Raw genomic sequence first — 24,113 nt, 5'->3', positions numbered from 1 at the left:
GCGTCGATCTGCGAGATCTGGCCGATCTTCTGGTGGTGCCCGTAGCCGGCGCTGCAGGTCCGTCCCCCCGGCCACGACATGCTCACCGCCACCACCACCTCCAGCGACTCCGCTGATCTCGGCCAGCGGGTGTGGAAGACTGCTCGCGTGGGTCACCGCGCGACCACCTCGACGCTGCGCGCCGCCGGTGCGCAACTGTTGTCTGCCGGCCTGCTGGAGGTGCTCCTGGCGGCGGCGGTCTTCCTGCTGTCGCGTCTGGAGCGCCCCTCGGACACCGCCGTGCCCCTGGTCCTGGACCTGGTGGTGGCAGTCGGCGCCGCCAGTTCCGGACGATGGCTGGTTCCCGGCGCGGTGGTCGCCGGCATCGGGGTCACGGGCTGGCTGTTCGTGCCCTGGGAGCGCCCCACCTTCGGGCTGATCGCCGTCCTGGTGCCGTTGTTCGCAGCCGTCGCACGGGGACGGCTGCGGCTGGCGGTGGTGATCCTGTGCTGGTACCTCCCGGTGGCCTTGCTCACCATTGCCCACTGGAGCACCAGCGGTGTCGCCGGGATCGTCTTCAACACCGGCTTCGTGGTGGTGGTCTTCGGGATCACCTGGGCCACCGGCCTGCTGATCCACCGACTGAGTGCGCATCTGGAGAAGGTGACCGGGGAGTACCAGCAGCGGCTGGTCGACCAGCGGCTGGATCTGGCCCGTGACCTGCACGACACGCTCGCCCAGACCATCACCGCGATGGTGGTGACCACCGAGGGGATCAAGCTCCAACTGGATGACTCCGCCACACCGGAGGTCGCCGAGGACCTGGAAACGGTACTGCGCCTGGGACGGCAGTCGATCACCGACCTGCGCGGGATGCTGGGTGTACTGCGCTCCTCCGAGCCGGACGGTCAACTCGTCTCCGCGTGGCGGGTGACGTCCATCCCGCACGTGCTCGCCCAGCAGTCCGCCGACCTGGAACGCCAGGGCTTCACGGTCTCGACGCTGGTGGAGGGCGATCCGGACGTGCTACCACCCTCGGTACGGGAATGCGTGGCCAAGCTGGTGGTGGAAGCCACCTCGAACATGGCCAAGCACGCCACCGCAGGCGGCCACTGCTCCCTCATGCTGGGCATTGAGGAGGACGCCGTCGAGGCGGTCTTCAGCAACCCGTTCGACCAGGACGCGCCAGCCGATCCCCAGGGACTCGGCCTGGTCGGCGCCACCGAACGGGTGATGGCGCTGGGCGGCAAGCTCACCGTCCTCACCTCCGGCGGCCAGTGGGTGCTGCAGGCGAGGCTGCCGATCGCCGGTCGGGACGAGGTGGTGAGCCGGTGACCATCACCGTGGGGATCGTGGACGACGATGCGATCGTCCGCCGGGCACTGCTCTCCCAGCTGTCCGCCGAGCAGGGGATCGACGTCCTCTTCGCCTGTGCCGACGGCCTCCAGGCCGTCGCCGAGGTGCGGCGCACCGGTCCAGACCTGGTCCTGATGGACGTCCGGATGCCCGACCTGGACGGGATCAGCGCCACCGCCTCGATCAAGCTGAGCGCGCCCCGCACGAAGGTGTTGCTGATCACTGCCCTGGACAACGATGGGGACGTGACCGCGGCGCTGTCGGCGGGCGCCACCGGCTTCCTGCTCAAGTCGAGTCCGCCCGATGTGATCGCGAACGCCATCCGCGCGGTCCACCACGGCACCACCGTGCTCTCCCCCGGGCTGCTCGCCCGGCTCCGCGGCAGCGACACCGGCCCGGCCGACCTGGTCGCGACCCGGGTGGACCCGCTGACCCCGCGCGAGCAGGAGATCCTCCAGCTGCTCTGCCAGGCCAGCACCAACGCCGAGATCGCCGACCGGATGAGCCTGGCTGAGTCCACCGTGAAGACGCACGTCTCGGCCATTCTGGCCAAGCTCGGCGTCCAGACCCGGCTGAAAGCGGTCGTGAGGGCCTACGAACTCGGTCTGACCGGCGGCAGGACCGACGAACCGTCCTGAACGATCAGGCGGGTGAACTCTCGTCGCAGCCGGCTGCGACCGCCGGGGTGCGGTCGCACTGCGGCCCACCTCCAAGACGCTCGCGGATCACGCTGGTGATCTCCGCGAGCGCGACCAACTGGTCGGGGCGCAGGGCGTCGATCACGACCCGGCGGGCGGTCGCCAGATGGTCGGGGATCGCCCGGACGAGGCTGCGACGCCCGTCGCCGGTGAGCCGGACGTTGGTGGCGCGGCGGTCCTGGGCACAGCTGGAGCGCTCGACCAGACCGCGCCGCTCCAGCCGGGCACAGACGTGGGAGAGCCGGGGCAGGGTGGACACCGTGGCCTCCGCGAGTGCTGTCATGCGCAGGGTGCCCCCGGGCGCGAGTTGCAGCGCCGTGAGCACGGTGAACTCGAAGTGTGTCAGGCCGGCATCACGCTGCAGTTGCGAGTCCAGGGCGTTCGGCAGCAGTTGGGTCACCGTGACGAGCCCGAGCCAGGCCGCGGACTCACGCTCGTCCATGCGGGGCACCTGGAATGTCATGCAGCCATTCTAGGTTAGTTGAAGCAACAACTAAAGTCTGGTAGAACACCACTAGAAACTTGTCGCAACAATCATCACGGAGGAATCGACATGACAGCAGTGACGATCATCGGAGCCGGCAACCTTGGCGGTGCGGTCGCCGCTCTCGCCGCCAAGGCGGGAGCACAGGTACAGGTGCTCGCCCGCGATCCCGAGAAGGCACACACCATCGCCGCACCCCTGGGTGCTGACGCCGGCACCCTGGGCGACCACCTCACCGGCGACATCGTCGTCCTGGCGCTCCCCTACCACGCCGTCTCGGCGGTACTCGACACCTACGCTGGCGCACTCGCCGGCAAAACCCTGGTGGATGTCACCAACCCGGTCGATTTCGCCACCTTCGACGCCCTCGTCGTCCCGGCGGACTCCTCCGCTGCCCGGATCATCCAGGACGCGGTGCCCCAGGCGACGGTCGTCAAGGCCTTCAACACCAACTTCGGCGCCACCTTGGCAACCGGGACCGCCGGGCCGCTTGCGACCACCGTGCTGATCGCCGGTGACGACCAGGCCGCCAAACAGGCTGTCGCCGGCCTGGTCACCGCCGGCGGGCTGCGCGCGATCGATGCCGGCTCGCTCAAACGTGCCCGGGAACTGGAGGCGCTCGGCTTCCTGCAGCTCACCCTGGCCGCCGGCGGGAAGACGCCGTGGACCGGCGGCTTCGCCCTGGTCGGCTGACCAGCCACCTCACCGAAGGAGATCTTGATGACCATCGCCTACTGGATCGTCGCCGGCCTGCTCGCCCTGGCGTACCTCGCCGCCGGCGGGATGAAGCTCGCCCAGCCCCAACACAAGCTCGCTGCCTCCGGGATGGCCTGGGCCGGGGACTTCCCGGCCTGGTCGGTGAAGGTCATCGGCTTGCTCGAGGTACTCGGTGCGATCGGTGTGATCCTGCCGCCGTTGACCGGGATCGCCCCGGTGCTCGCCCCTGTCGCAGCGATCGGGCTCGCCCTGGTGCAGGTCGGTGCCGCCATCACCCACCTCGTTCGCGGCGAGGCCAAGGCGCTGCCGGCGAACATCGTCCTGCTGGCGCTCGCCGTCGCGGCCGCCTGGATCGGCTTGCTGGTATGGGTGTGAACCCCACAGCTGCCAGCTGGCAGACCGGGGCCGTCCCCACCCCGGGGGCGGTCCCGGACGGCACCCGGATGGACACCGTCGAACTCCTGGTCCGCGACCTCGACCGTGTCACGGCGTACTACCAGCAGGCTGTCACCCTCGACGTCCTGGACCAGGCGGGCGCCAGCACGACCCTGGGACGGGGTGGCGTGCCGGTGATGGTGCTACGCCAGCAGAAGGACCTGCCTGCGGCGAACCCCCGGGGCGCCGGGCTCTACCACACCGCGATCGTCTTCGAGGACGAGCGGCGCCTGGCGTCCGCGCTGGCGTCCCTGGCCCAGCGGGCACCGCAGACCTATGTCGGCGCCGCCGACCACCTGGTCAGCGAGGCGTTCTATTTCACCGACCCGGAGGGCAACGGTCTGGAGCTGTACCACGACCGGCCACGGGAGCAGTGGAACATCCACCCTGACGGCACCGTCGAGATGGCCACGCTGAGGCTGGATCCCACCCGCTTCCTGCAGCAGTGGCACGACCCCGAGGGCGCCGACTCCGGGCCGTCAGCGGCGATCGGGCACGTCCACCTCCAGGTCGGGGACATCCCGACCGCCCGCCGGTTCTACGTCGACGTGCTCGGCTTCGACGTCACGTTTGCCTTCGACACCGCCCTGTTCGTCTCTGCCGGCGGATACCACCACCACCTCGGCATGAACACCTGGCAGAGTGCCGGCGCCGGTCCCCGCGCAGCAGCGCTCGGACTCGGTGACGTCCGCATCCTGGTCCCCACCCGGGACGACCGCGACGCCATCGCCGACCGGCTGCGCCACCACGGCATCCCCGCCGCCGATGACGGCCGCACCCTGCACGTCGACGACCCCTGGCGTACCGGGCTGGCGATCACCTCCGAGGAGGATGCGGCCGCGTGACCAGCGCCCGCGTCGGAGGTTCAGTCCGCAGTCGCCAGCAGGGCTTCCTCGGCGGCGTGGGTCCAGCGCCCGCCGTCCATCGCGGCGGCGACCTCGGGGAGCTTCTCGGGCAGCTCGGCCAGCCGGACCAGGCCCAGGTCGTGCAGCTGCGGGTAGACCATGATCTTGCCACCGGAGGTGCGGTTGTTCACCGCGTCGATCGCGTCGGAGAAACCGGCCATCCCGCAGACCGCGTCCAGCGAGATGGAGGTGTCCAGCGCCCCGGTCTCCAGCTTGGCCAGCAGTGAGCGCATGTCGCTCATCTCCGACCCGGAGGTGCCGAGCAGGAAGATGTGGCGCTCGATGATGCCCTGCAAGTCGAGTTCGGCCAGGGTGCCTGCCGGGAAGCCGGCGAAGGCGTTCACGATCGCACCGTCGGACGCCAGGTCGACCGCCTGCGCCAGCAGCGCGGGCACCGGCACCAGGCAGGTGAGGTAGCTGTAGCCCGGCTCCAGCGGCGTGCTGATCGAGTTGATCACCTGGAAGGGGACGCCGCGCTCGGCGGCGGTCGGGTTCACCACCTCGGCCAGGTGTGCCAGCCGCTCGTCATTGACGTCGGCGCCTACCACGCTCACGTCGGGCAGGCCGAGCGAGACCGTGCGGACGGTGTGCATCAGCCCCATCGGGCCAGCTGCGCCGATGATCGCCACCTTGTCCTGGGCCCGGATCTCGCCCTTGGCCGGGATGTGGGTGTACGCCTCGGCCGGTTCGGTGCCGGTGGTGCCGATGTAGCGGGTGAAGTCGTAGTGCACCCGTCCCACGTCCAGCTGCACCCGGCGGTCGATGGTGGCCCCGGCCAGCACCACACACAGCAGGCTGCGGGCCCCCAGCAGGGCACTCAACTGTTCGATCGTGGCGGCATCCGAGCCGAAGTAGACGATGTCGTCCACACCGGCGGCGACCGCGTCCAGCGCAGCTACGACGGCTTGGGAGTCGACCACCGCGGGATCGGCTCCCACCACCTCGATCGAGCCAGGACGGGCCGCTGCCAGCAGCGGCTCCAGGCCCGACGGCGTCACGCCGGCGTCGGCCACCACGAGCAGCCGGCCACCGGCCTTGAGGGTGTTGCGCTCGGAGCGGGAGTAGGAGGCCTCCACCGTCGACCAGGGCTCGACCAGGGCGACCTGCGCGGCAGTCGGACGGTCAGACACTCGCAGCATGAACTCCTCGCCCTGGTGGACGACGATCCGCTCATCGACCACCACGTACTGCTGCAGCGCACCTTCGAAGTTGTAGCCGAAGGCGCCGTTCGAGGCGGCGGTGGGCAGGTGTCGCCAGTCGGCCTGCACCAGCAGTCGCTCCCCCACCCGGTAGTGGGTCACCTGGTCGCCGACGGCCACCACGTGCACCACCGGCTCGTGCCCGGGCACGGTCGGCTCGGCATTCGGGTGGTAGCCCGGTACCTCGGCCAGCACCTCCGGCGCCAGCCCCGCCACCACCGGCGACTTGCGCGGGTGGTCGGCAAAGGCGTGCAGCAGCTTGGTGTCGGAGAAGCAGATGCCGCAGGCCTCCACCTCGAGCAGGATCTGGGTCGGCCCGATCTTGTCCACCGGTTTGGCGGTGTTGACGAACACCTCGTCCTTGCCGGTGAACTGGATGGCGTACTGGGTGGCGGGGATAGCGGACACTTCATCCTCCGTTTCGGTGAGCCTCGGGTGAGACAGCTGAGGCTCGGGAGCTGTTGTGTGAAGTTGTTCGGGTCGGGGATTTCCTCGACCGCTCGGTCTCGAGGCGCTGGGGCCGGGGGACGGGCTCGACGTGATTCAGTTGTGGGCCAGGGGACGGTTCCTCGGCCCACCGTGAGCCGGGCGCCTTGCGCCCAGCTGCCCGGGCCAGGGAACCGTCCCTGGGCCCATGGTTCAGTTGAGCATGTTCTGGCCGCCGGTCACCGGGATCGCCTGGCCGGTCTCGTAGTCCTGCTCGACGATGTAGTAGATGGTCTTGGCCAGATCGGCCGGGAAGCAGCCACGGCCCATCGGCACCTGCTTCATGTAGTGCTCGCGGACCTGCTGCACCGTGGTAGCGCCCGGAACCTTGCCGGCGTGCAGGTACTGCACGAACAGTCCGCGCTCAGGGTCGGACCACAGCGGTCCGTCGAGGTAGTTGCCCGGGCAGATCGCGTTCACCTTGATGCCGGACGTGACCAGCTCCAGCGCGAAGGACTGGGTGAGCCCGATCCCGCCGAACTTCGAGCCGGCGTAGGCGAAGTTGGCCTTCGACCCCTGCAGGCCCGACTTGGAGTTGACCTCGATGATGTCGAACCACTGGCCCGGACGGACGGCGTGTTGGGCGGCCAGCACCGGTGCCACCGCCCGGACGGTGAGGAAGTACCCGCGATAGTTCACGTTGGTGACCAGGTCGAAGTCGGCCACCTGCTGGGTGAACACCGAGCCGGCCCGAGCAACCCCGGCGTTGGAGATGAACACGTCCACGCCGCCCAGCAGGGCCACGGTCTCGGCGACCGCGTCCAGGCAGGACTGCTCGTTGGAGACGTCGATCCGCACCGCCACCGCCCGGCCCACACCATGGCGGGCAGCCAGGTCGTCGGCAGCAGCCTGGGCGCCGGCCAGGTTGAGGTCGGAGAGCACCAGGGTCGCGCCCTGGGTGATCAGTTCCTGGGCAATGCCCAGGCCGAAGCCCTGCGCCGCACCGGTGATCATCACCACCTTGCCGTCCAGCCGCCCGCCGGAGGCCCCGGCCGCGATCTGCTTGCGGTAGGCCTCCGCCTCCCAGTTCTCGATGAACCCGCGCTCGGCGGCGTCCATCACCTGCACCGAACCGATCCGGTCGGCATCACGGGCCACCCGCAGGGCGTCGGTGAACGTGGCCAGGGCGGTCTGGGCAGCGGTGAGATCCTTCCCGGCGCCAAAGGTGACCAGGCCGGGAACCACCACGATCACCGGGTCCTTCCCGTGCCGGGAGCGGAAGGTCTCCAGCGCCGCCACCGCCGCGCGAGCCGGATCCGGGTCACTGTCGAGATCGACCACCGCCGGCAGCGAGCCTGCATAGACGATCTGGTCGGGGATCAGCGGCCCGCCGGTCAGCAGCGCCTCGCCGGCCGGGCTGGCGGTCACCGAGCGCACCAGGTCGTCGGCCGCGGAGGTGACCACCGCCAGCGCCTCGTCCGTGCCGAGCAGGCCACGCAGGGCTGGCGCAATGGCATTGCGCACCCGGACCAATTCGGCCTGATCCAGCTCTGGTACGGCCGGCGTCTCGGTGGCATCAACAGCCGTCCGGATCACAGCGGTGAGGTGGTTGACCCGCTCGGTGATCTCGGCGGCGGAGTTGCCGGACACGATGATGCCGTGATTCCGCAACAGGGTGATCGCCGGTGCCGGACGTCCGGTCCGCTCGGTGTAGGCCGTCCGCGCCGCCTCGACCCCGCGGGCCAGCGGCACCCCGGGATCGATGTAGGGAACCACGATCGCATCGTCGCCGAGCAACGCCGCAGCCAGGGACTCCGCGTCGTGGTTACAGGTCAGCGCGTTGCCCACCAACGGGTGGCAGTGCAGCACCAGCGCATCGGGGATGAGGGCATGGAACAGGATCTCCACGCTCGGACGGCGCCCGCTCGGGTGCGGCAGCGCGGCACGCTGCGCCGCGGCCCGGACCGGATCCCCGTCAACGGGCTCATCGGAATGGAGAGCCGCCAGCAGCACGTCCAGCTTCAGCGGCACCAGATCGTCGGCGGTCAGGGTGGCCAGCGGCACCCCGCTGGGCTTGATGGCCAGCACCCCGTCCTGCTTCACCGACGCATTCCCGCCGCCGGCCCGGGAGAACTCCGGGTCGTCGCCGAAGGCGTTCGCGACCTCGATCAGTTCTTGTGTGAGATCCACCGTCACGATTCCTCACTCCGTTCGTTATGACCCTCCATCGACTCGGCCGACCGAGCAGGTTCACTGTCCGCCTGCCCCGCTCGGGCCGGCTGGTGTGCAGCCGTGATCAGGGAGGCGCCGAGGGCTATCAGTTCAGCCTTGCGTGCCGCCGGATCCGTCCCGGTGAGTCGGCCGGCAGCGTCCACGTAGCCCGGCTCGCCGGCGGCGACCAGGTGCTGGTGAGCGGCCACCACACAGGTGGCCTCCCAGAACGCCTGCCGCGCGGCTGCGGAGAGCGGGCCGTCCACACAGGTCGGGTCGTAGCCGATCCGGTCAGCGGTGTTGTGCTCGGTTCCGCCCATCACGATGATCCCGGCCGCGGTGAGCGCGGCGACGTACTCGTCGACGATCTCGCCCCGGTTGCGGATCGGGATCAGTTCGGCGGCGTACACCTGCCGCTCCAGCAGCCGCTGGGCCAGGACGGACGGGGGGTACTCAAACGGGCTGAGGTTCTTCGCCCCGTCGGCCAGGATCGGGAAGGTGGGGATGCCGCCCATGGCCAGCACGTAGCCGTAGGCGTCGGCGAAGCTCAGCGGCACCTCGGGCACGAAGCCGGGGGTGCCGACCTTGAGCAGCCGGGAGCGCAACTCGCCCTGCAGCGCCACCTGGTCGTCCAGGTCGACCCCGGACGGGGAGCCGTAGGCCCGCTCCAGCACCGCTGCCCGCTGCTCGCGCGGCAACCCGGCCAGCGCCTCGGCGAAGGCACGTGCGATGTGACGTTCCTGCAGCGAGACGAACTCCACCGGCACGTCACCACGGGCGGCGACATCGGCGGCGACCAAGCCAGCGGTCAGGCCGGTGTCGAGGCCGACCGCGGCGAAGTGTGCCGCCAGTTGCGCGACCATGGCGGTGGCCCGGGCGTCGTTGTCGGCCCGGATCGCCGCAGCCGTGGCGGCGGCCGCGGGCGACTTCTCCCGGAAGGGGCTGATCCCCTTACCGCAGAAGTACACCCGTCCGGGGTTGGCCGGGTCGTTCACCAGGGTGCCGGCGGCCGCCAGGTCGGGGTCGAGGGTGATGAACTCCAGCCCGAACAGCGCCACGATGCCGGCCTCGCCGGCCCGCTCGGCGAACCGCGCGTAGACCTGCTGGTCGTAGAAGTTCGAGATCCCGATCGCGCGCACCCCCTGGTCGATGGCGACGCCGATCGCGTCCTCCACCGTGGTGAACGCCGAGAAGTTCGGCGGGAAGTGGACGTGGGTGTTCACCACTGGCCTGTCCGTCATCACTCAACCCTCTCCGGCCGGTGCGTCCCGGCTGCTTGCTGTGAACGATTCAACACCTGTCCCCACGTCCTGTCCGACCCGAACGGGTCACCGCGCGAGCCTGCGTTCGGCAGCATCCCACTGCTCGGCCGGGATCAGGCCACCGGGCCGGTAGTCGACCAGTTCGGAGGATGCGATCGACACCGCGCGCAGCTCGGTGAGATCGCCGCTCAGCGCACCCGCCGCCCGCGCCTGCACCAGCAGGCTGCCCAGCGCGGTGCCCTCGGACGGCCCGGCCACCACCGGCAGGCCGGTGGCGTCGGCGGTGAGTTGGCAGAGCATCCGATTCTGGCTGCCGCCGCCGACGACGTGCACCACGCGCACCTCGCGGTCGGCGAGTTCGCAGGCTCGCCGGATCGCGATCCGGTAGGCCAGCGCCAGCGAGTCGAGGATGCAGCGGGTGATCGTGGCCGGGTCGCCGTCCAGCTGCTGCCCGGTCTCGGCGGCCATCGCCTGCAACCGCGCCGGCATGTCGCCCGGCGGCAGCAGCCGCTCGTCGTTCATGTCGACCACACAGGCCATACCGGGACGCTGCGCCGCGGCCTCGAGCAGGCTCAGCAGCTCTACCTCCAGGCCGCGCCCCTGCCAGGTGCGCAGCGACTCGCTGAGCACCCACAGCCCCATCACGTTCTTCAGATAGCGGGTGGTGCCGTCCACCCCGAGCTCGTTGGTGAAGTTCTCCGCCCGGCTCGCCTCGGTCAGCACCGGGGACGGCAATTCGAGCCCGACCAGCGACCAGGTGCCCGAGGAGATGAAGGCGAAGTCAGGGCTGGTTGCCGGAATGGACGCGACCGCGGACGCCGTGTCGTGCGAGCCGACCGCGATCACCGGGGTGGGCTGGTCCAGCACCCCCGGGGAACTGTCGCCCAGGATCGTGCCCGGCTCGACGAGTTCGGGGAGCACTCGCGGCACCGGAACGCCGTAGCTGGCGGCCAGATGTGCGCAGGTCTCGGCCGACCACTGCCGGGTGGCGACGTCCAGCAGGCCACCGGTCGAGGCGATCGTCACCTCGGCGACCTGCCGGCCGGACAGCCAGTAGCCGAACAGGTCGGGCAACAGCAGGACGCGGGCCACTTCATCCCAGCGGTCCTGATCGGCGATCAACTGGAAGATGGTGTTGAAGGGCATGACCTGCAGGCCGGCGCGGGAGTAGAGGACGTCGGCTCCCAGGGTGGCGAACAACCGATCCGGGACGCTGTCGGTGCGCGAGTCGCGGTAGTGGAAGGGCTTCTCGATCAGCCGGCCGTTGGCATCCAGCCTGCCGTAGTCGACCCCCCAGGTGTCGACTCCCACACCACTCAGCCCGCCGCTGCGCCGGATGGCCTCGTTGATCCCGGCACGGATCCGGGCGAACAACTCCTCGGCGTCCCAGTGGATGCCGTCGGACAGTGTGAGCGGGCCGTTCACGAAGCGGGTGACCTCGTCCAGCTTGAACCGGCCGTCGGCAAGCGTCCCGAGGATCACGCGACCGCTGGACGCACCGAGGTCCGCGGCGGCGAAGGAGTGGGCAGTCATGTCGCTTCCTCGCGATTCTGAATCGTTTCAATCATCCTAGGTTGCATCTCTTCGGCCTGTCAAGACCACCCTGCCGGGGGGGCGATGAGCCGACCGGATTATCACAATCGGATCACAAGACTGGTCAAACCGACGGACCCGAGCCTACGATACCGAAATCGATTTCTGTACCGGGCCACGACAGTGCAATGATGGCCGTCGCAGCCGGACCGGAAGGTTTCGATGGCCGTCCGGCGCAAGTACGAAGGAGTGCAGATGACCAAGCTGCTGGAGCTGAGGAATGTCAGTAAGACGTTCCCTGGCGTGAAGGCGTTGCAGGACGTGCATCTGGATCTGAACGCAGGTGAGGTGCTGGGTCTGTGTGGGGAGAACGGGGCGGGCAAGTCGACCCTGATGAAGATCCTCACTGGGATCTATACCCCGGATCCGGGGGCGGAGATCTGGTTGCAGGGCGAGCAGGTTGAGGTGCGGGATGTGAACCATGCCCGGTCGTTGGGGTTGTCGATCATCCACCAGGAGTTGAACATGGTGGCGGATCTGACGGTGGCGCAGAACTTGTTCATTGGTCGTCCGGGGAGTCACCGGTTCGGGTGGATCGATGATGAGGCGTTGAATCGTCGGGCGGCGGAGTTGTTCGACCGGTTGGGGATGAACATCAACCCGCGGTCGCGGATTGGTGATTTGTCGGTGGCGCGGCAGCAGATGGTGGAGATTGCCCGGGCTCTGTCGTGGGACTCGAAGATTCTGATCATGGACGAGCCGACCGCGGCGTTGACGGTGGCCGAGACCGAGGCGCTGTTCGGGATGATCCGTGATTTCGTGACGCCCGAGACCGGCCTGATCTATATCTCGCACCGGATGGCGGAGATCGCCGAGATCACTGATCGGGTGAGCGTGTTGCGCGACGGCCAGTACATCGGAACGGTGAAGACCTCCGAGGTGGAGATGCGTGAGGTCATCTCGATGATGGTCGGACGCGAGGTGTCGTCTGAGGCCCGGCCCCGCAACCAGCGGCTGTCGGACGAGGTGGTGTTGAAGGTCGACGGGCTGTCGAGCAAGAACCTGCTCCACGAGGTGAGTTTCGAGGTCTGCAAGGGCGAGATCCTCGGCTTCGCCGGTCTGATGGGCGCCGGACGCACCGAGACCGCCCGGGCAGTGTTCGGCGCCGATCCCCGCACCGCCGGCCAGATCGAGATCAACGGCCGCCCGGTCCAGATCCGGACCCCCGCCGACGCCGTCCGCCACGGCATCGGCTACCTGTCCGAAGACCGCAAGCAGTTCGGCCTGCTGCTCGACCAGGACGTGAAGTCCAACGCGGTGATGGCCGCGATGCGCGACTTCAACATCGGCGGCTACATCCTGGACGGCAAGATCAGATCGGTCGGGATCGAGTACTCCCAACGGCTCCGCGTCAGAACCCCGTCGGTGAACCAGCTCCTGAACAAACTCTCCGGCGGCAACCAGCAGAAAGTCGTCATCGCGAAATGGCTGATCCGCAACTGTGACGTGCTGATCTTCGACGAACCCACCCGCGGCATTGACGTCGGCGCCAAGGAAGAGATCTACGAACTGCTGGAAACCCTGTCCGCCCAGGGCAAGGCGATCATCATGATCTCGTCGGAGCTGCCGGAGGTGCTGCGGATGTCGCACCGGATCGCGGTCATGGCCCACGGCCGGATCACCGGCGTCCTGGACAACCAGGACGCCACCCAGGAAAACATCATGGAACTGGCCACGATCGGGCTGGCCCAACTGACAGGAGACGCAGCGTGAGCGCTGAAACCAAGACCACCGAGGTGCCACAGACCACTGTGGCCCGGTTCGTGCGGTCATCCTTGCAGCAGATCTTCGTGTTCGCAGCCCTCGTGCTGATCTACATCTTCTTCCTGTTCGCCGCACCCAACTTCGCCCAATTCACCATCGCCGTCGACATCATCCAGCAATCGGCCTACATCGGCGTGATGGCCCTGGGCGCCACCTTCGTCATCGCCACCGGCGGTATCGACCTGTCGTCCGGCACCGGCATGACCCTGGTCGCCGTCATGGCAGGCGTGTTCCTGTCCGGCGAATGGCTCAACATGCCCCTGTGGGAAGGCCTCATCCTCACCCTGATCGTCGGCGCCCTGGTCGGAGCCGTCAACGGCACCAACGTCGCCTACCTCGGCCTACCACCCTTCATCGCCACCCTCGCCATGATGATGGTGACCCGCGGCCTGGCCCTGATCATCTCCGGCAAATCCTCCATCTCGATCAAGAACCCCGGCTACTCCTGGATCGCCAACGGCACCATCATTCCCGGCATCCCCAACGCCGTCCTGGTCTTCATCCTGCTCGCCATCCTCGCCGCCCTGCTGCTCAACAAAACCCTGCTGGGCCGCTACGCGCTGGCGATCGGCTCCAACGAGGAGGCCACCCGGCTGTCCGGGGTCAACGTCAAACTCTGGAAACTCCTGGTCTACGTCGTCGCCGGCGTCTTCGTCGCCCTCGGCGCCATCCTCTACTCCGGCCGATTCGGCTTCGTCCAACCGGCCGAGGGCGTCGGCTTCGAACTCAACGTCATCGCCGCCGTCGTCATCGGCGGCACCTCGCTGGCCGGCGGACGGGCGAACATCCTCGGCACCGTCGTCGGCGCCCTCATCATGGAGACCCTGAAGAAGGGCCTGCTGATGATGGGCATCGCCCAGGAATGGCAATTCGTCGTCACCGGCATCGTCGTCATCATCGCCGTCTTCGTCGACAACGTCCGCCGCAAACGAGCCAACACCGTCTAGCGCGTTGGCCACTCCACCCCACACAACTGAATAACCCACGGGGAGCGCTCCGGCTCCCCATCATCTGCCAGGCGCCGTCGTCTGGTTACGAAAGGAAAGACATGCGTCTACTGCGTTCCGCGATCGCCGCGTCGTCGGTGCTCGCGCTCACCCTCGCCGGGTGTAGCACGTCCACCCCGGCCGGGACGGGTGCTCCCAGCGAGTCCACCCAGCCCGCCACCTCCGCCCCGGCGCCCAGCACCAGTGACACCGCCGCCCCGTCGACCGGTGACGTTCCCAAGGGCAACGGCGAACTCATCTACCTGGTCTCCAAGGGCTTCCAGCACCGCTTCTGGCAGGCCGTCAAGGAAGGCGCCGAGAAGGCCGGCACCGACTACAACTACAAGATCCAGTTCACCGGCCCCGATGACGAGACCAAGGTCACCCAGCAGCTCGACCAGCTCAAGGCCGCCCTGGACGCCAAGCCGATCGCGATCGGCTTCGCCGCCCTCGACACCGGCGCCGCCGAACCGGTACTGGCCCAGATCCAGGCCGCCAACATCCCGATGGTCGCCTTCGACTCCGGCGTCGACTCCGACCTGCCAGTCACCACCGTCCAGACCGACAACGAGGCCGCTGCCCAGGAGGCTGCCAAGCACATGATCGACCTGCTCGGCGGCAAGGGCACCGTCGGTGTGATCTGCCACGACCAGACCTCGCAGACCGGCAAGCAGCGCTGCAACGGCTTCGTCGACTACGTCAAGGCCAACGCTCCCGACATCAAGCTGCTCGAGCCGCAGGTTGCCGGTGAGGTCGGCCTGGCCGCGAACACCGCCAAGGCCATGATCCAGGCCAACCCCGACATCGCTGGCGTCTACGGCACCAACGAGGCCGCAGCCACCGGCGCCGTCCAGGGTGTCACCGAATCCGGCAAGACCGACATCAAGGTCGTCGGCTTCGACTCCGGCAAGACCCAGCTCGAGGCGATCCGCGACGGCCGCATGGCCGGCGCCATCACCCAGTCCCCGGTCAAGATGGGCTACGAAACCGTCGTCGCCGCCATCAAGGCCGTCAACAACATCGAACAGCCCAAGATCATCGACTCCGGCTTCGCCTGGTACGACAAGACCAACATCGACGATCCCGACATCGCCGCCAACCTGTACGAGTGATTCCGGCGGGCCACCGGCCCGTCTGAACCCACTTGGGCAGAACCCACTGGTGGGCAGCTGCTGGCGACAGCGGCTGCCCACCGCACCTTCGTCGCTCTCTGGAGGAACACCACGATGTTGTTGAACATCGATCCGATCCTGACCGGCAAACTCCTGCTGGCCCTGGACGAGATGGGCCATGGGGACGGGGTGGTGATCGCTGATGCGCACTTCACCGCCTCCAAGCTCGCCCGTAAACACCTCATCGACATGCCCGGGCTGAGTTCTCCCCGGGTGTTGGCAGCGATTCGCTCGGTGATGGTCCCCGACGTCTCCGGACCGGCGCTCGACCTGATGGAGAGCCCTGACGGACTGCTGCCCGTGCAGCAGGAACTGATCGCCGCCGCCGAACTTCAGGGTTGTGAGCAGCGGATGATCGAGCGGTTCGCGTTCTACGACCTGGCCGCGCAGGCCGAGGTGATCATCCGCACCGGCGAAACCCGCACCTACGGCAACGCACTGTTCCGCAAGGGCGTCACCCCCCTCACCGAGGGCTGAACTCGCTCGATCCGGTTGGCCATCCGGGGCGGACTGCTGACAGGCAGTCCGCCCTGTTCATTCCGGCCCACAGGTGTGCTCACCATTCTGGGACGATGGCGAGCCACCCCGTCCCCCGTAGCTGGCAGAAAAGGAACCGTCCATGTTGATCGCCCACGATCTGGGAACCAGCGGCAACAAGGCCTCGCTGCACGACGACGACGGACGAATGCTCGCCACTGCCACCGCCGGCTACGACACCCACTACGCCGCCGACACCACCAGCGAGCAGGACCCTGACGACTGGTGGCGGGCAGTGGTCCAGGCCACCCGCGTGTTGCTGGCCCGCAGCGGCGTCCCGGCTTCACAGGTCGCCGGGATCTGCGTCTCAGGACAGATGATGGGCGCGGTCATGCTGGACGCCGACGGCCGTCCCGTCCGCCCGGCGATGATCTGGTCCGACTCCCGGGCGACCGCCCAGGCCGCCGCGCTGGAGGCCACCATCGGCGCCGAGGCCGGCTATCGCGCCACCGGGCACCGGGTCGCCCCCACCTACACCCTGCCCAAGCTGATGTGGGCGCGGGACAACGAGCCCGAGGCCTGGGCCCGCACCCGGGCGGTCTGCGTGGCCAAGGACTACGTCAACTACCGGCTCACCGGACGCTTGGTAACCGACCACTCCGACGCCTCCAGCACCGACGCCTACGACCTCGCCACCGGAGCGTGGTCGCCAGCACTGCTGACGGCAGCCGGCATCGACCCCGGCCTGTGGCCGGAGATCGTCGACGCCACCGCCGTGCTCGGCACCCTCACCCCGGACGCTGCCGACGAACTCGGGCTGAGCCCGTCCACCCGGGTGGTCGCCGGCGGCGGGGACGGGCCGATGGCCTCGGTGGGGGCCGGGTGTGTCTCCCCCGACCGTCCGGGCTACGTCTGCCTGGGAACCTCCGCCTGGTTCGCCGTCACCACCACGGCACCGGTACTCGATCCGCAGCGCCGCTCGTTCAGCTTCCGGCACGTCGTGCCGGGCTTCTACACCCCCTGCGCCACCACCCAGACCGGCGCCGGCTCGCTGCAGTGGCTGCAGCAGGCGGTGGCGCCCGAGGTGCCGGTCGCCGACCTGATCACCGAGGCGGCCGGTGTCGCGGCAGCCGACGAGGGGCTGTTCTTCCTGCCCTACCTGATCGGCGAGCGCTCGCCCTGGTGGGACGCGGCGGCCTCCGGGGTCTTCCTCGGCCTGCGCCGGCACCACACCCGGGCCCACCTCACCCGGGCCGTCCTGGAGGGGGTCGGCTACAACATGGCCCTGTGTATGGAACCTCTGACCTCGTCCCCGCCCCAAATCCGGTCCGAAACCACCGACGGAGGGGTATCTTCCCTCACCGCCCCGATTGGAACCGGATTTGGCGACGAACGACAGCCCGGCCCGGCCTCACCGATCGACGTGATCGGCGGTGGCGCCCAGAGCGATGTCTGGCTGCAACTGCTCAGCGACATCTGGGGAGTGCCCGTCCGGCGCCGCAGTGTCACCGACCAGGCCAACAGCCTGGGCGCCGCGGTCACCGGACTGGTCGGCCTCGGGCTGGCCGGGTTCGACCTCGCGCCCCGGCTGTCCCGCACCGAGGCCGAGTTCTCCCCTTCCGAGGGATTCGAACGGCATCTCGCGCACCGGCAGCGCTTCGAGGATGCCTACCACGCCCTGACCGGCTGGTTCCGGTAGGCCGGCCATGGTCACGATCTACGATGTCGCCCGCCAGGCGGGGGTCTCCCCCGCCACCGTCTCGCGGGTGTTCAACGGCATCAAGGTCACCCCCGACCGTGTCGAGGCGGTGAAGCGGGCGGCCGCCGAACTCGGCTTCGTCCCCAACCGCAACGCCCGCCGGCTGCGCACCAGTTCGTCGGAGATCATCGCCATGATGGTGCCCGACATCGAGAACCCGTTCTTCACCGTGATGACCCGGGCGGTGGAGGATCTCGCCCGGGCGGCCGGCTACTCGGTCATGCTGTGCAACACCGACGACGACCCGGGGCGCGAGCAGGAGTATCTGCGGGTGGCGGTCAGCGATCCGGTCGCCGGCATCATCCTGGTACCCAGCACCCGCACCACCGACCTCAGCCTGCCGCTGGAGCGCGGGGTTCCGGTGGTGTGCGTCGACCGGCGTGCCCCCGGCGGGCTGGTCGACTCGGTGGTGGCCGACAACGTCGCCGGTGCGCAGGCCGGCACCCAGTTGCTGTTCGACGCCGGCTATCACCGGGTCGCCTGCGTCACCGGCCCGGAGCAGGTCGAGACCGCCCTGGAACGGCTCGAGGGCTACCGCGCCGCCTACCGCGCCAACGTCAGGGACGAGCCACCGTCCGACTACGTCCAGCGGACGGAGTACACGATCGCCGGCGGCGAGGCGGCGACCCGCGCCCTGCTCGCTCTGCCCCACCCGCCGGACGCGATCTTCGCCGGCAACAACAAGCTGGCCTCCGGGGTGATCCGCGTGCTCGCCGAGCTGGACAGCCTGCCCCCGGCGGTCGGAGTGGTCTCCTTCGGTGGCCTGCCGCTGGTCCTGCTGACCCCGCAGGGGATCATGGTCACCCACCTGCCGCCCCGATCCCTGGGCACCACTGCCGCCGAGATGCTGCTGGAGCGCATCCAGGGGTTGACCGAGCCGCCGCGCGAAGTGGTGCTGCCGGTGGTGGTCGGTGACGAGGAGTCGGGCCTGGCCGTGATCGAGGGTTTCACCGCCCGGTAGCGCCACTCTGGCCCACGTCGCCGCCGTCTCCGACCGCGCCCGCCGAGCGACTGGGCGAGGGCGCTGAGCCCGCGCTGTCCTGCCGGTACCGCGGGTGCCCGGCACGGCGGGTTCCCACGCGTTCAGGGTGTAAGACAAGCCGTCTCAACCTCGTTCGGATATCTCGCCAAACTGGCCACGGCGAGGGGGAACTCTCGATAGTTTGGTACGGCAGGAAAGCCCAGCACCATGCAAGGAGAGCCATGTCGCGGATCGAGAACGCCAGCTTCCGCAGGTTGGTCACGACCGCCGAGGAGGCCGCCGCGCTGATCAAGCACGGCATGAACGTCGGGTTCTCCGGCTTCACCGGCGCCGGCTACCCCAAAGAGGTGCCGGGCGCGCTCGCCGCACAGATCAAGGCCGCGCACGACCGCGGTGAGGAGTTCAAGATCGGTGTCTGGACGGGCGCCTCCACGGCTCCCGAACTGGATGCCGCCCTGGCCGAGGTGGACGGGGTCGCCTTCCGCACTCCGTACCAGTCCGATCCGGTGATGCGGAACAAGATCAACGACGGCACCTCGGAGTACTCCGACATCCACCTGTCGCACCTGGCCCCGATGGTCTGGGAGGGTTTCCTCGGCAATCTCGACATGGCTGTGATCGAGGTCACCGCGGTCGCCGAGGACGGGGAACTGGTCCCGTCCAGCTCGGTCGGCAACAACAAGACCTGGTTGCAGGAGGCCGAGCAGATCATCCTCGAGGTGAACTCCTGGCAGAGCCGCGACCTGGAGGGCATGCACGACATCTACTACCGTGCCGCCCTGCCCCCGAACCGGCTGCCGGTCCCGCTCACCCACCCCGGCGACCGGATCGGGCAGCGCAACTTCCGGGTCGACCCGAAGAAGATCGTCGCGATCATCGAGACCGACGAGCCCGACCGCAACACCCCGTTCAAGCCGCTGGACGACGACTCCCGGGCGATCGCCGCCCACCTGCTCGATTTCCTGGCCAATGAGGTCAAGCAGCATCGGCTGCCGAAGAACCTGCTGCCGCTGCAGTCGGGTGTCGGCAATATCGCCAACGCAGTGCTGGCCGGCCTGCTGGAGGGCCCCTTCGACTACCTGACCTCCTACACCGAGGTGATCCAGGACGGCATGGTCGACCTGCTCGACTCCGGCAAGATGACCATCGCCTCGGCGACTGCCTTCTCGCTGTCGCCGGAGTACGCCCACCGGATGAACGAAGAGGCCCGCCACTACCGCTCGAAGATCATCCTGCGGCCGCAGGAGATCTCCAACCATCCCGAGATGATCCGCCGGCTTGGCGTGATCGCCTGCAACGGCATGATCGAGGCCGACATCTACGGCAACGTGAACTCCACCCACATCATGGGCTCGCGGATGATGAACGGCATCGGCGGCTCGGCGGACTTCACCCGCAACGCCTACATCTCGGCCTTCGTCACCCCGTCGGTCGCCAAGGGCGGCGCGATCTCGGCGATCGTCCCGATGGTCTCCCACCACGACCACACCGAGCACGACGTGCAGGTGCTGATCACCGAGCAGGGCCTGGCCGACCTGCGCGGCCTGTCGCCCAAGCAGCGGGCGAAGAAGATCATCGAGAACTGCGCCCACCCGGCCTACCGTCCGATGCTCACCGAGTACTACGAGCACTCCCTCAAGGTCGCCAACGGCCTGCACACCCCTCATGATCTGCGGCAGGCGCACAGTTGGCACGTCCGGTTCCTGGAGACCGGGAGCATGCTGCCGAGCTGACCGTCCCCCGAGTCAGCCGAGCAGCAGGGCGCGTAGTTCGCCCACTGTGGACGCGATCGCCGTCGGGCCGGCGGCCTCCAGAGCCCCGGCCTCCCCTGCCCCCCAGGTGACGGCGATCGCGTCCAGGCCAGCAGCCCGTGCCGCCTGGATGTCGACCACCGCGTCCCCGACGTAGACCGCACGCCGCCCGGCGCCGCCAAGGCGTTCCACCGCCAGCAGGACGGGTTGGGGATCGGGTTTGTGACGGTCGGTGTCCTCCATCGAGACCGTGACCGCGATCGGCAGCCCGAGCACGGCCACCGACCGCTCCGCCGCTGGTCTGCCCTTCGACGTGGCGATCCCGGTGACGATGCCGGCAGCGGTCAACTCGCTCAGCAATTCAGCCACCCCGGAGTAGGGACGCACCAGTTCGTCGTGATGGGACTGGTTGAATTCCCGGTAACTGGTCGTCAGTTCCCCGGCCTGACTAGGCCAGCAACGGGTGAAGGTGTCGCCGAGGGTTTGACCGATCCAGCCACGCACCACGGCCGGGTCCGGATGGTGACCCAAGACGCTATTCACCGCATGGTCATATGAGGCGATAATGAGCCCGATCGTGTCGGCGACCGTCCCGTCCAGGTCGAAGATCACGACAGGCCAGGGGACGGAATTCACGGGGCCAGCCTAGGGCAGCAGCACAGGAGGCCCTCCTGCAGGAGGCCAAGGTGGACACAGTGACCAAACCGCGCGGACGCCGGCCCGGGCATGCCGACACTCGGGCCGCTATCTTGCGCTCGGCGCTCGAGCTCTTCTCGGAGTTCGGCTACGACAAGGTCTCCTTGCGCGCGGTCGCGCGCGCAGCCGACGTCGACCCGGCGCTGATCCACCACTACTTCGAGAGCAAGGCCGACCTGTTCTCGCGGTCCGTCCTCGACGTCGAGATCAACGCCGAGCGGGCGCTGCAGGAGATCCTCGACGGCCCGGTCGAACACCTCGGTGAGCGCGCGGCGGCCTCCTTCCTCGCCACCTGGCAGGCGCCTGGGGCGCGGGAACGGTTCATCGCCATGTTCAGGGCAGCGGTGAACGACAACGGGCCACGACGCGTTCTGGTGGAGTTCCTCAGCCGGGAGATCTTCGTCAAGGTCGTCCAGCGCCTCGGCCTCCCCGATCCCGCGACCCGCGCCAGCCTGGCGGTCGCCGCCCTGCTGGGCATCGTGATGGCCCGCGACATCCTCGCGATGCCTTCGCTCACCTCCTTGAAGGACGCCGAGGTGATCGCCGGCCTGGGCCGGGTGTTGCAGCAGCACCTGGTCGAACCCTGACCGCACCACCGGGGAACCCGACGATGACAGGCACGTTGGGACCAGGTAGCTGGTAGCACTGGGTAACTGGTAGCACTGGGTAGGCTGGCCCTCCAGGACATACCCGCGGACGGAGGTCGCATGTCAGAGCCGGTCCAGAGCCAGGCCGGTGCCGGCGCGGCGGACGCCCCGGCCCCCGAGACTGCGACCCCCGGGACTCCGACCCCCGAGACTCCGACCCCCGAGACTGCGGCGGTCGCATCCGCACCGGTGGACGCCGGCCGTCCCGCGATCGCCACCTGGTCCGCGCCACAGGCCGCCGCGCCGCGACAGGTGCGACGCAGTTCGCGCACCGGCGAACCACGGCGGGTCTGGACCATCTGGATCGCGGCCGTGGCGGGCTACCTGGCCACCGCCGTCGTGGCCGCCTCGACCCTGTGGATCTACTGGAACGCCGCCTCCAGCGCCTCGCTGGTCTTCGACCAGGCGCGCAACGAGTGGGTGTACTCCTACGACGGCGCCCGATTCGGGCAGGCGTCCTGGCTGATGGGCCAGTTCCACACCGAGCCCGGTTCGCTGGGACGCGTGCTGCTGGCCGTGGCTGTCACCGCGGTAGCGATCCTGATCGGGATCGGCTGCTGCATCACTGCCTACTACGCCTACGACGGCCGCCGCTGGACCCGCTGGTCGGCCCTGGTGGCGCTCGCGGTCTCGGCGCTGGCGCTCCTGCTCAACCCTCCGGCGTGGGCCGCCATCGGCCTTGCCGCGGTCATGGCCGTCGCGGTGTGGCTGCCACCGTCCGCACGCTACTTCGACGCCTGGCAGGCCGAGCGGCACCACCAGCCGGTCTTCTCCGCTGCCGTCGAGAACGTCTACTACGGCCCGCTGCCGCGCTATCTCGCCGCCGCCAGCGCGCCGGCGGGCCCGGCGGAACGTCCCGGGGCAGCGGCGCAAGCCCGATAGGTTGGCCGCGTGTCCTTCCTGAACTCCCTGGGGCGCGCCGTGGGCCAGGTACTGCGCCGTGAGGCCGAGCGGACCCTGAAGCCGCCTTCGCGAGGTACCACGGGCTCCCCCTCCCCGACCACCGGCAGGTCCTCCGGGACCTCGCCGGAGCCCGGATCGTCTCGCCGCGCCGACTCCCGCCGCACCGGCCGGCAGTCCACCTCCACCTCACCGTCCGGTACGACCACCCCGCAGCCGGCCACCGACTATCCGGGAGACTTCACCGGCACCCCGGTGCTGACCTACCAGCCGCGTGAGGACCAGGCGGCCGACCCCGGCGAGGTGGTGTGGACCTGGGTGCCCTACGAGGAGGACCACAGCCAGGGCAAGGACCGTCCGGTGCTGGTCATCGGACGAGCGGACGGCTGGTTGCTCGCCCTGCCGCTGACCAGCCAGGACCATGACCGCGACGCCCAGCAGGAGGCCCGCGAAGGCAGGTTCTGGCTGGACATCGGCACCGGCGCGTGGGACCGGGAAGGACGAGCCAGCGAGGTGAGGGTCAACCGCATCCTGCAGATCGATCCCACCCGGATCCGCCGACTCGCGGGCCGGCTCGACCGGGAGCGCTTCGGTCAGGTGGCAGCCGAGGTGATGACCTACTACGGCGGACGACGGGACGGCCGGTGATCCGGCAGTTCGGGACCAGCACCATCGTCGCGATCCTGATCGGTGGCGTGCTCGCCGTGGCGGCCTTCCTGCCGATGGTCGCCGTCCGCTACCGCAGGGCCGGACGGCTCCGGCTGCTCGACGTGGTCACCCTGCTCGCGGTAGCCGTGTACGCGATGGCGCTGTGGAGCTACACCCTGATTCCACTGCCGGAGTCGGACAACTTCCGCTGCGTGGCCGCGAACCTCGACCCGCTGGCCTTCCTGGACGACATCCGGAAGGAGGGCCGGCCGCTGAGGGCCAACCGGGCACTCTTCCAGGCAGCGTTCAACGTCGTGTTGTTCCTGCCGCTGGGCTACTTCCTGCGGGTGCTGTGGCGTCGCGGCGTGGTGATCGCGACCCTGCTCGGCTTCGGGATCAGCGCGGCGATCGAGTTCACCCAGCGCACCGGCATCTGGGGGCTCTACCACTGCGCGTACCGGGTGTTCGACGTGGACGACCTGATCCTGAACACCTCCGGCGCCCTGCTGGGCTCGATCCTGGCGGCACCGATCGCCTGGCTGCTGCGCCGCAGCCGCCCGGTCCCGAGGGTCGACCACGTCACCCTGGGACGGCGGCTGGTCGGCATGCTCGCCGATCTGATGGTGATCGGCTTCCTCGGCGCTGCCCTGGTGGTGGTCTGGCGGACGTTCGCCCACACCGTGCTGGGGATTCCGTTCGACGACCTTCCATGGTGGGTCGAACAACTGCTGGCCGTCAGTGTTCCTGCAGTGGTCGAGGGCTACTGGGTGCTGCGCCGGGGACGGACCCTCGGCGAGGCGATCGTCCAGCTGCAGCCGGTGGCCCGGCCCGGCACCGAATTGCAGTCCCGCATCCTGAAGTTCATCTTCGGGGTGGGCGGCTGGATGGCCGTCTCGGCATCGGACGGAGCGGTGGGCCTGCTGGGCCTGGCCTTCGGCCTGGCAACGCTCATCGCCGCCTGGCGCACCAGCAATCACCGCGGGCTCAGCCATCTGGTCGCACAGATGGATCTCGAGGTGGAGCACCCACCAGCACCCAGTCAGGCAGGCCGCACCTAGAGCGTGTC

The 24,113-nt window shown here is 68.9% G+C and carries 22 protein-coding genes; 16 read left to right on the top strand and 6 right to left on the bottom strand.

Annotation, left to right across the window (positions count from 1 at the left end):
• Positions 1-147: 147 nt before the first annotated feature.
• A complete protein-coding gene (locus VB080_RS09245) occupies positions 148-1,314 on the top strand; it encodes a sensor histidine kinase (RefSeq protein WP_323418156.1) in 1,167 nt (388 codons plus the stop codon).
• Positions 1,311-1,973, top strand: coding sequence for a response regulator transcription factor (locus VB080_RS09240; RefSeq protein WP_323418155.1), 663 nt, complete (start codon positions 1,311-1,313; stop codon positions 1,971-1,973). The genes VB080_RS09245 and VB080_RS09240 overlap by 4 nt, the downstream gene beginning before the upstream one ends.
• Positions 1,974-1,977: 4 nt before the next feature.
• Here the strand turns inward: VB080_RS09240 and VB080_RS09235 are convergent, their stop codons facing one another.
• On the bottom strand, positions 1,978-2,496 hold the full coding sequence (locus tag VB080_RS09235; protein WP_323418154.1) for a MarR family winged helix-turn-helix transcriptional regulator: 519 nt from the start codon (positions 2,494-2,496) through the stop codon (positions 1,978-1,980).
• A gap of 90 nt (positions 2,497-2,586) precedes the next feature.
• Here VB080_RS09235 and VB080_RS09230 point away from each other — a divergent pair, with 90 nt between their 5' ends.
• The 3 genes from VB080_RS09230 to VB080_RS09220 are packed head-to-tail and all read left to right on the top strand — an operon-like array spanning position 2,587 to position 4,514.
• Positions 2,587-3,210 (top strand): NADPH-dependent F420 reductase, encoded by a 624-nt coding sequence (locus VB080_RS09230; RefSeq protein WP_323418153.1) that lies wholly within the window; start codon positions 2,587-2,589, stop codon positions 3,208-3,210.
• 27 nt (positions 3,211-3,237) lie between these two features.
• Positions 3,238-3,609 (top strand): DoxX family protein, encoded by a 372-nt coding sequence (locus VB080_RS09225; RefSeq protein WP_323418152.1) that lies wholly within the window; start codon positions 3,238-3,240, stop codon positions 3,607-3,609.
• Positions 3,606-4,514 carry a VOC family protein gene (locus VB080_RS09220; RefSeq protein WP_323418151.1) on the top strand — a complete coding sequence of 303 codons (909 nt, stop codon included), beginning with the start codon at positions 3,606-3,608 and terminating at the stop codon, positions 4,512-4,514. The genes VB080_RS09225 and VB080_RS09220 overlap by 4 nt, the downstream gene beginning before the upstream one ends.
• Positions 4,515-4,534: 20 nt before the next feature.
• Here VB080_RS09220 and VB080_RS09215 read toward each other — a convergent pair whose 3' ends face one another.
• The 4 genes from VB080_RS09215 to VB080_RS09200 all read right to left on the bottom strand — a co-directional run bounded on the left by VB080_RS09215 (position 4,535) and on the right by VB080_RS09200 (position 11,205).
• Complete coding sequence (locus VB080_RS09215) at positions 4,535-6,181, bottom strand: alcohol dehydrogenase catalytic domain-containing protein (protein WP_323418150.1); 1,647 nt, start codon at positions 6,179-6,181, stop codon at positions 4,535-4,537.
• Between the two features lie 231 nt (positions 6,182-6,412).
• Positions 6,413-8,389 carry an SDR family NAD(P)-dependent oxidoreductase gene (locus VB080_RS09210; RefSeq protein ID WP_323418149.1) on the bottom strand — a complete coding sequence of 659 codons (1,977 nt, stop codon included), beginning with the start codon at positions 8,387-8,389 and terminating at the stop codon, positions 6,413-6,415.
• Between the two features lie 2 nt (positions 8,390-8,391).
• On the bottom strand, positions 8,392-9,651 hold the full coding sequence (locus VB080_RS09205; RefSeq protein WP_323418148.1) for a hypothetical protein: 1,260 nt from the start codon (positions 9,649-9,651) through the stop codon (positions 8,392-8,394).
• Between the two features lie 87 nt (positions 9,652-9,738).
• Positions 9,739-11,205 (bottom strand): rhamnulokinase family protein, encoded by a 1,467-nt coding sequence (locus VB080_RS09200; RefSeq protein WP_323418147.1) that lies wholly within the window; start codon positions 11,203-11,205, stop codon positions 9,739-9,741.
• A gap of 255 nt (positions 11,206-11,460) precedes the next feature.
• Here VB080_RS09200 and VB080_RS09195 point away from each other — a divergent pair, with 255 nt between their 5' ends.
• From VB080_RS09195 to VB080_RS09165, 7 genes are all read left to right on the top strand, one after another.
• Positions 11,461-12,978 carry a sugar ABC transporter ATP-binding protein gene (locus VB080_RS09195; RefSeq protein ID WP_323418146.1) on the top strand — a complete coding sequence of 506 codons (1,518 nt, stop codon included), beginning with the start codon at positions 11,461-11,463 and terminating at the stop codon, positions 12,976-12,978.
• On the top strand, positions 12,975-13,976 hold the full coding sequence (locus tag VB080_RS09190; protein ID WP_323418145.1) for an ABC transporter permease: 1,002 nt from the start codon (positions 12,975-12,977) through the stop codon (positions 13,974-13,976). The genes VB080_RS09195 and VB080_RS09190 overlap by 4 nt, the downstream gene beginning before the upstream one ends.
• A gap of 101 nt (positions 13,977-14,077) precedes the next feature.
• Positions 14,078-15,127 carry an ABC transporter substrate-binding protein gene (locus tag VB080_RS09185; protein ID WP_323418144.1) on the top strand — a complete coding sequence of 350 codons (1,050 nt, stop codon included), beginning with the start codon at positions 14,078-14,080 and terminating at the stop codon, positions 15,125-15,127.
• A gap of 114 nt (positions 15,128-15,241) precedes the next feature.
• On the top strand, positions 15,242-15,664 hold the full coding sequence (locus VB080_RS09180; protein ID WP_323418143.1) for an RbsD/FucU family protein: 423 nt from the start codon (positions 15,242-15,244) through the stop codon (positions 15,662-15,664).
• Positions 15,665-15,806: 142 nt separating this feature from the next.
• A complete protein-coding gene (locus VB080_RS09175; protein ID WP_323418142.1) occupies positions 15,807-17,363 on the top strand; it encodes an FGGY-family carbohydrate kinase in 1,557 nt (518 codons plus the stop codon).
• A 7-nt stretch (positions 17,364-17,370) separates the two neighbouring features.
• The gene (locus VB080_RS09170; protein ID WP_323418141.1) at positions 17,371-18,384 is read left to right on the top strand and encodes a LacI family DNA-binding transcriptional regulator; all 1,014 of its coding nucleotides are present in this window, start codon (positions 17,371-17,373) and stop codon (positions 18,382-18,384) included.
• Positions 18,385-18,626: 242 nt separating this feature from the next.
• On the top strand, positions 18,627-20,138 hold the full coding sequence (locus VB080_RS09165) for an acetyl-CoA hydrolase/transferase family protein (RefSeq protein WP_323418140.1): 1,512 nt from the start codon (positions 18,627-18,629) through the stop codon (positions 20,136-20,138).
• Between the two features lie 12 nt (positions 20,139-20,150).
• Here VB080_RS09165 and VB080_RS09160 read toward each other — a convergent pair whose 3' ends face one another.
• Entirely contained in the window at positions 20,151-20,792 is a 642-nt protein-coding gene (locus VB080_RS09160; protein WP_323418139.1) for an HAD-IA family hydrolase, read from the bottom strand.
• A gap of 59 nt (positions 20,793-20,851) precedes the next feature.
• Here VB080_RS09160 and VB080_RS09155 point away from each other — a divergent pair, with 59 nt between their 5' ends.
• The 4 genes from VB080_RS09155 to VB080_RS09140 all read left to right on the top strand — a co-directional run bounded on the left by VB080_RS09155 (position 20,852) and on the right by VB080_RS09140 (position 24,105).
• Complete coding sequence (locus tag VB080_RS09155) at positions 20,852-21,439, top strand: TetR/AcrR family transcriptional regulator (RefSeq protein ID WP_323418138.1); 588 nt, start codon at positions 20,852-20,854, stop codon at positions 21,437-21,439.
• A gap of 120 nt (positions 21,440-21,559) precedes the next feature.
• A complete protein-coding gene (locus VB080_RS09150) occupies positions 21,560-22,381 on the top strand; it encodes a hypothetical protein (RefSeq protein WP_323418137.1) in 822 nt (273 codons plus the stop codon).
• A 9-nt stretch (positions 22,382-22,390) separates the two neighbouring features.
• On the top strand, positions 22,391-23,047 hold the full coding sequence (locus VB080_RS09145) for a type II toxin-antitoxin system PemK/MazF family toxin (protein WP_323418136.1): 657 nt from the start codon (positions 22,391-22,393) through the stop codon (positions 23,045-23,047).
• Positions 23,044-24,105, top strand: a complete 1,062-nt coding sequence (locus VB080_RS09140) for a VanZ family protein (protein ID WP_323418135.1) — start codon at positions 23,044-23,046, stop codon at positions 24,103-24,105. The genes VB080_RS09145 and VB080_RS09140 overlap by 4 nt, the downstream gene beginning before the upstream one ends.
• Positions 24,106-24,113 lie beyond the last annotated feature (8 nt).

Origin of the sequence: Propionicimonas sp. (assembly GCF_034927565.1) — a bacterium.
Lineage (GTDB): Bacteria > Actinomycetota > Actinomycetes > Propionibacteriales > Propionibacteriaceae > Propionicimonas.
This window is presented reverse-complemented; position numbering and strand designations above follow the sequence as displayed.

Excerpts from the sequence above, each read along its gene's own strand:
- VB080_RS09195 (WP_323418146.1), top strand. The coding sequence starts at position 11,461 with ATGACCAAGCTGCTGGAGCTGAGGAATGTCAGTAAGACGTTCCCTGGC.
- VB080_RS09205 (WP_323418148.1), bottom strand. The coding sequence starts at position 9,651 with ATGACGGACAGGCCAGTGGTGAACACCCACGTCCACTTCCCGCCGAAC.
- VB080_RS09200 (WP_323418147.1), bottom strand. The coding sequence starts at position 11,205 with ATGACTGCCCACTCCTTCGCCGCCGCGGACCTCGGTGCGTCCAGCGGT.
- VB080_RS09150 (WP_323418137.1), top strand. The coding sequence starts at position 21,560 with ATGTCAGAGCCGGTCCAGAGCCAGGCCGGTGCCGGCGCGGCGGACGCC.
- VB080_RS09225 (WP_323418152.1), top strand. The coding sequence starts at position 3,238 with ATGACCATCGCCTACTGGATCGTCGCCGGCCTGCTCGCCCTGGCGTAC.
- VB080_RS09175 (WP_323418142.1), top strand. The coding sequence starts at position 15,807 with ATGTTGATCGCCCACGATCTGGGAACCAGCGGCAACAAGGCCTCGCTG.
- VB080_RS09170 (WP_323418141.1), top strand. The coding sequence starts at position 17,371 with ATGGTCACGATCTACGATGTCGCCCGCCAGGCGGGGGTCTCCCCCGCC.
- VB080_RS09235 (WP_323418154.1), bottom strand. The coding sequence starts at position 2,496 with ATGACATTCCAGGTGCCCCGCATGGACGAGCGTGAGTCCGCGGCCTGG.
- VB080_RS09185 (WP_323418144.1), top strand. The coding sequence starts at position 14,078 with ATGCGTCTACTGCGTTCCGCGATCGCCGCGTCGTCGGTGCTCGCGCTC.
- VB080_RS09165 (WP_323418140.1), top strand. The coding sequence starts at position 18,627 with ATGTCGCGGATCGAGAACGCCAGCTTCCGCAGGTTGGTCACGACCGCC.
- VB080_RS09230 (WP_323418153.1), top strand. The coding sequence starts at position 2,587 with ATGACAGCAGTGACGATCATCGGAGCCGGCAACCTTGGCGGTGCGGTC.
- VB080_RS09180 (WP_323418143.1), top strand. The coding sequence starts at position 15,242 with ATGTTGTTGAACATCGATCCGATCCTGACCGGCAAACTCCTGCTGGCC.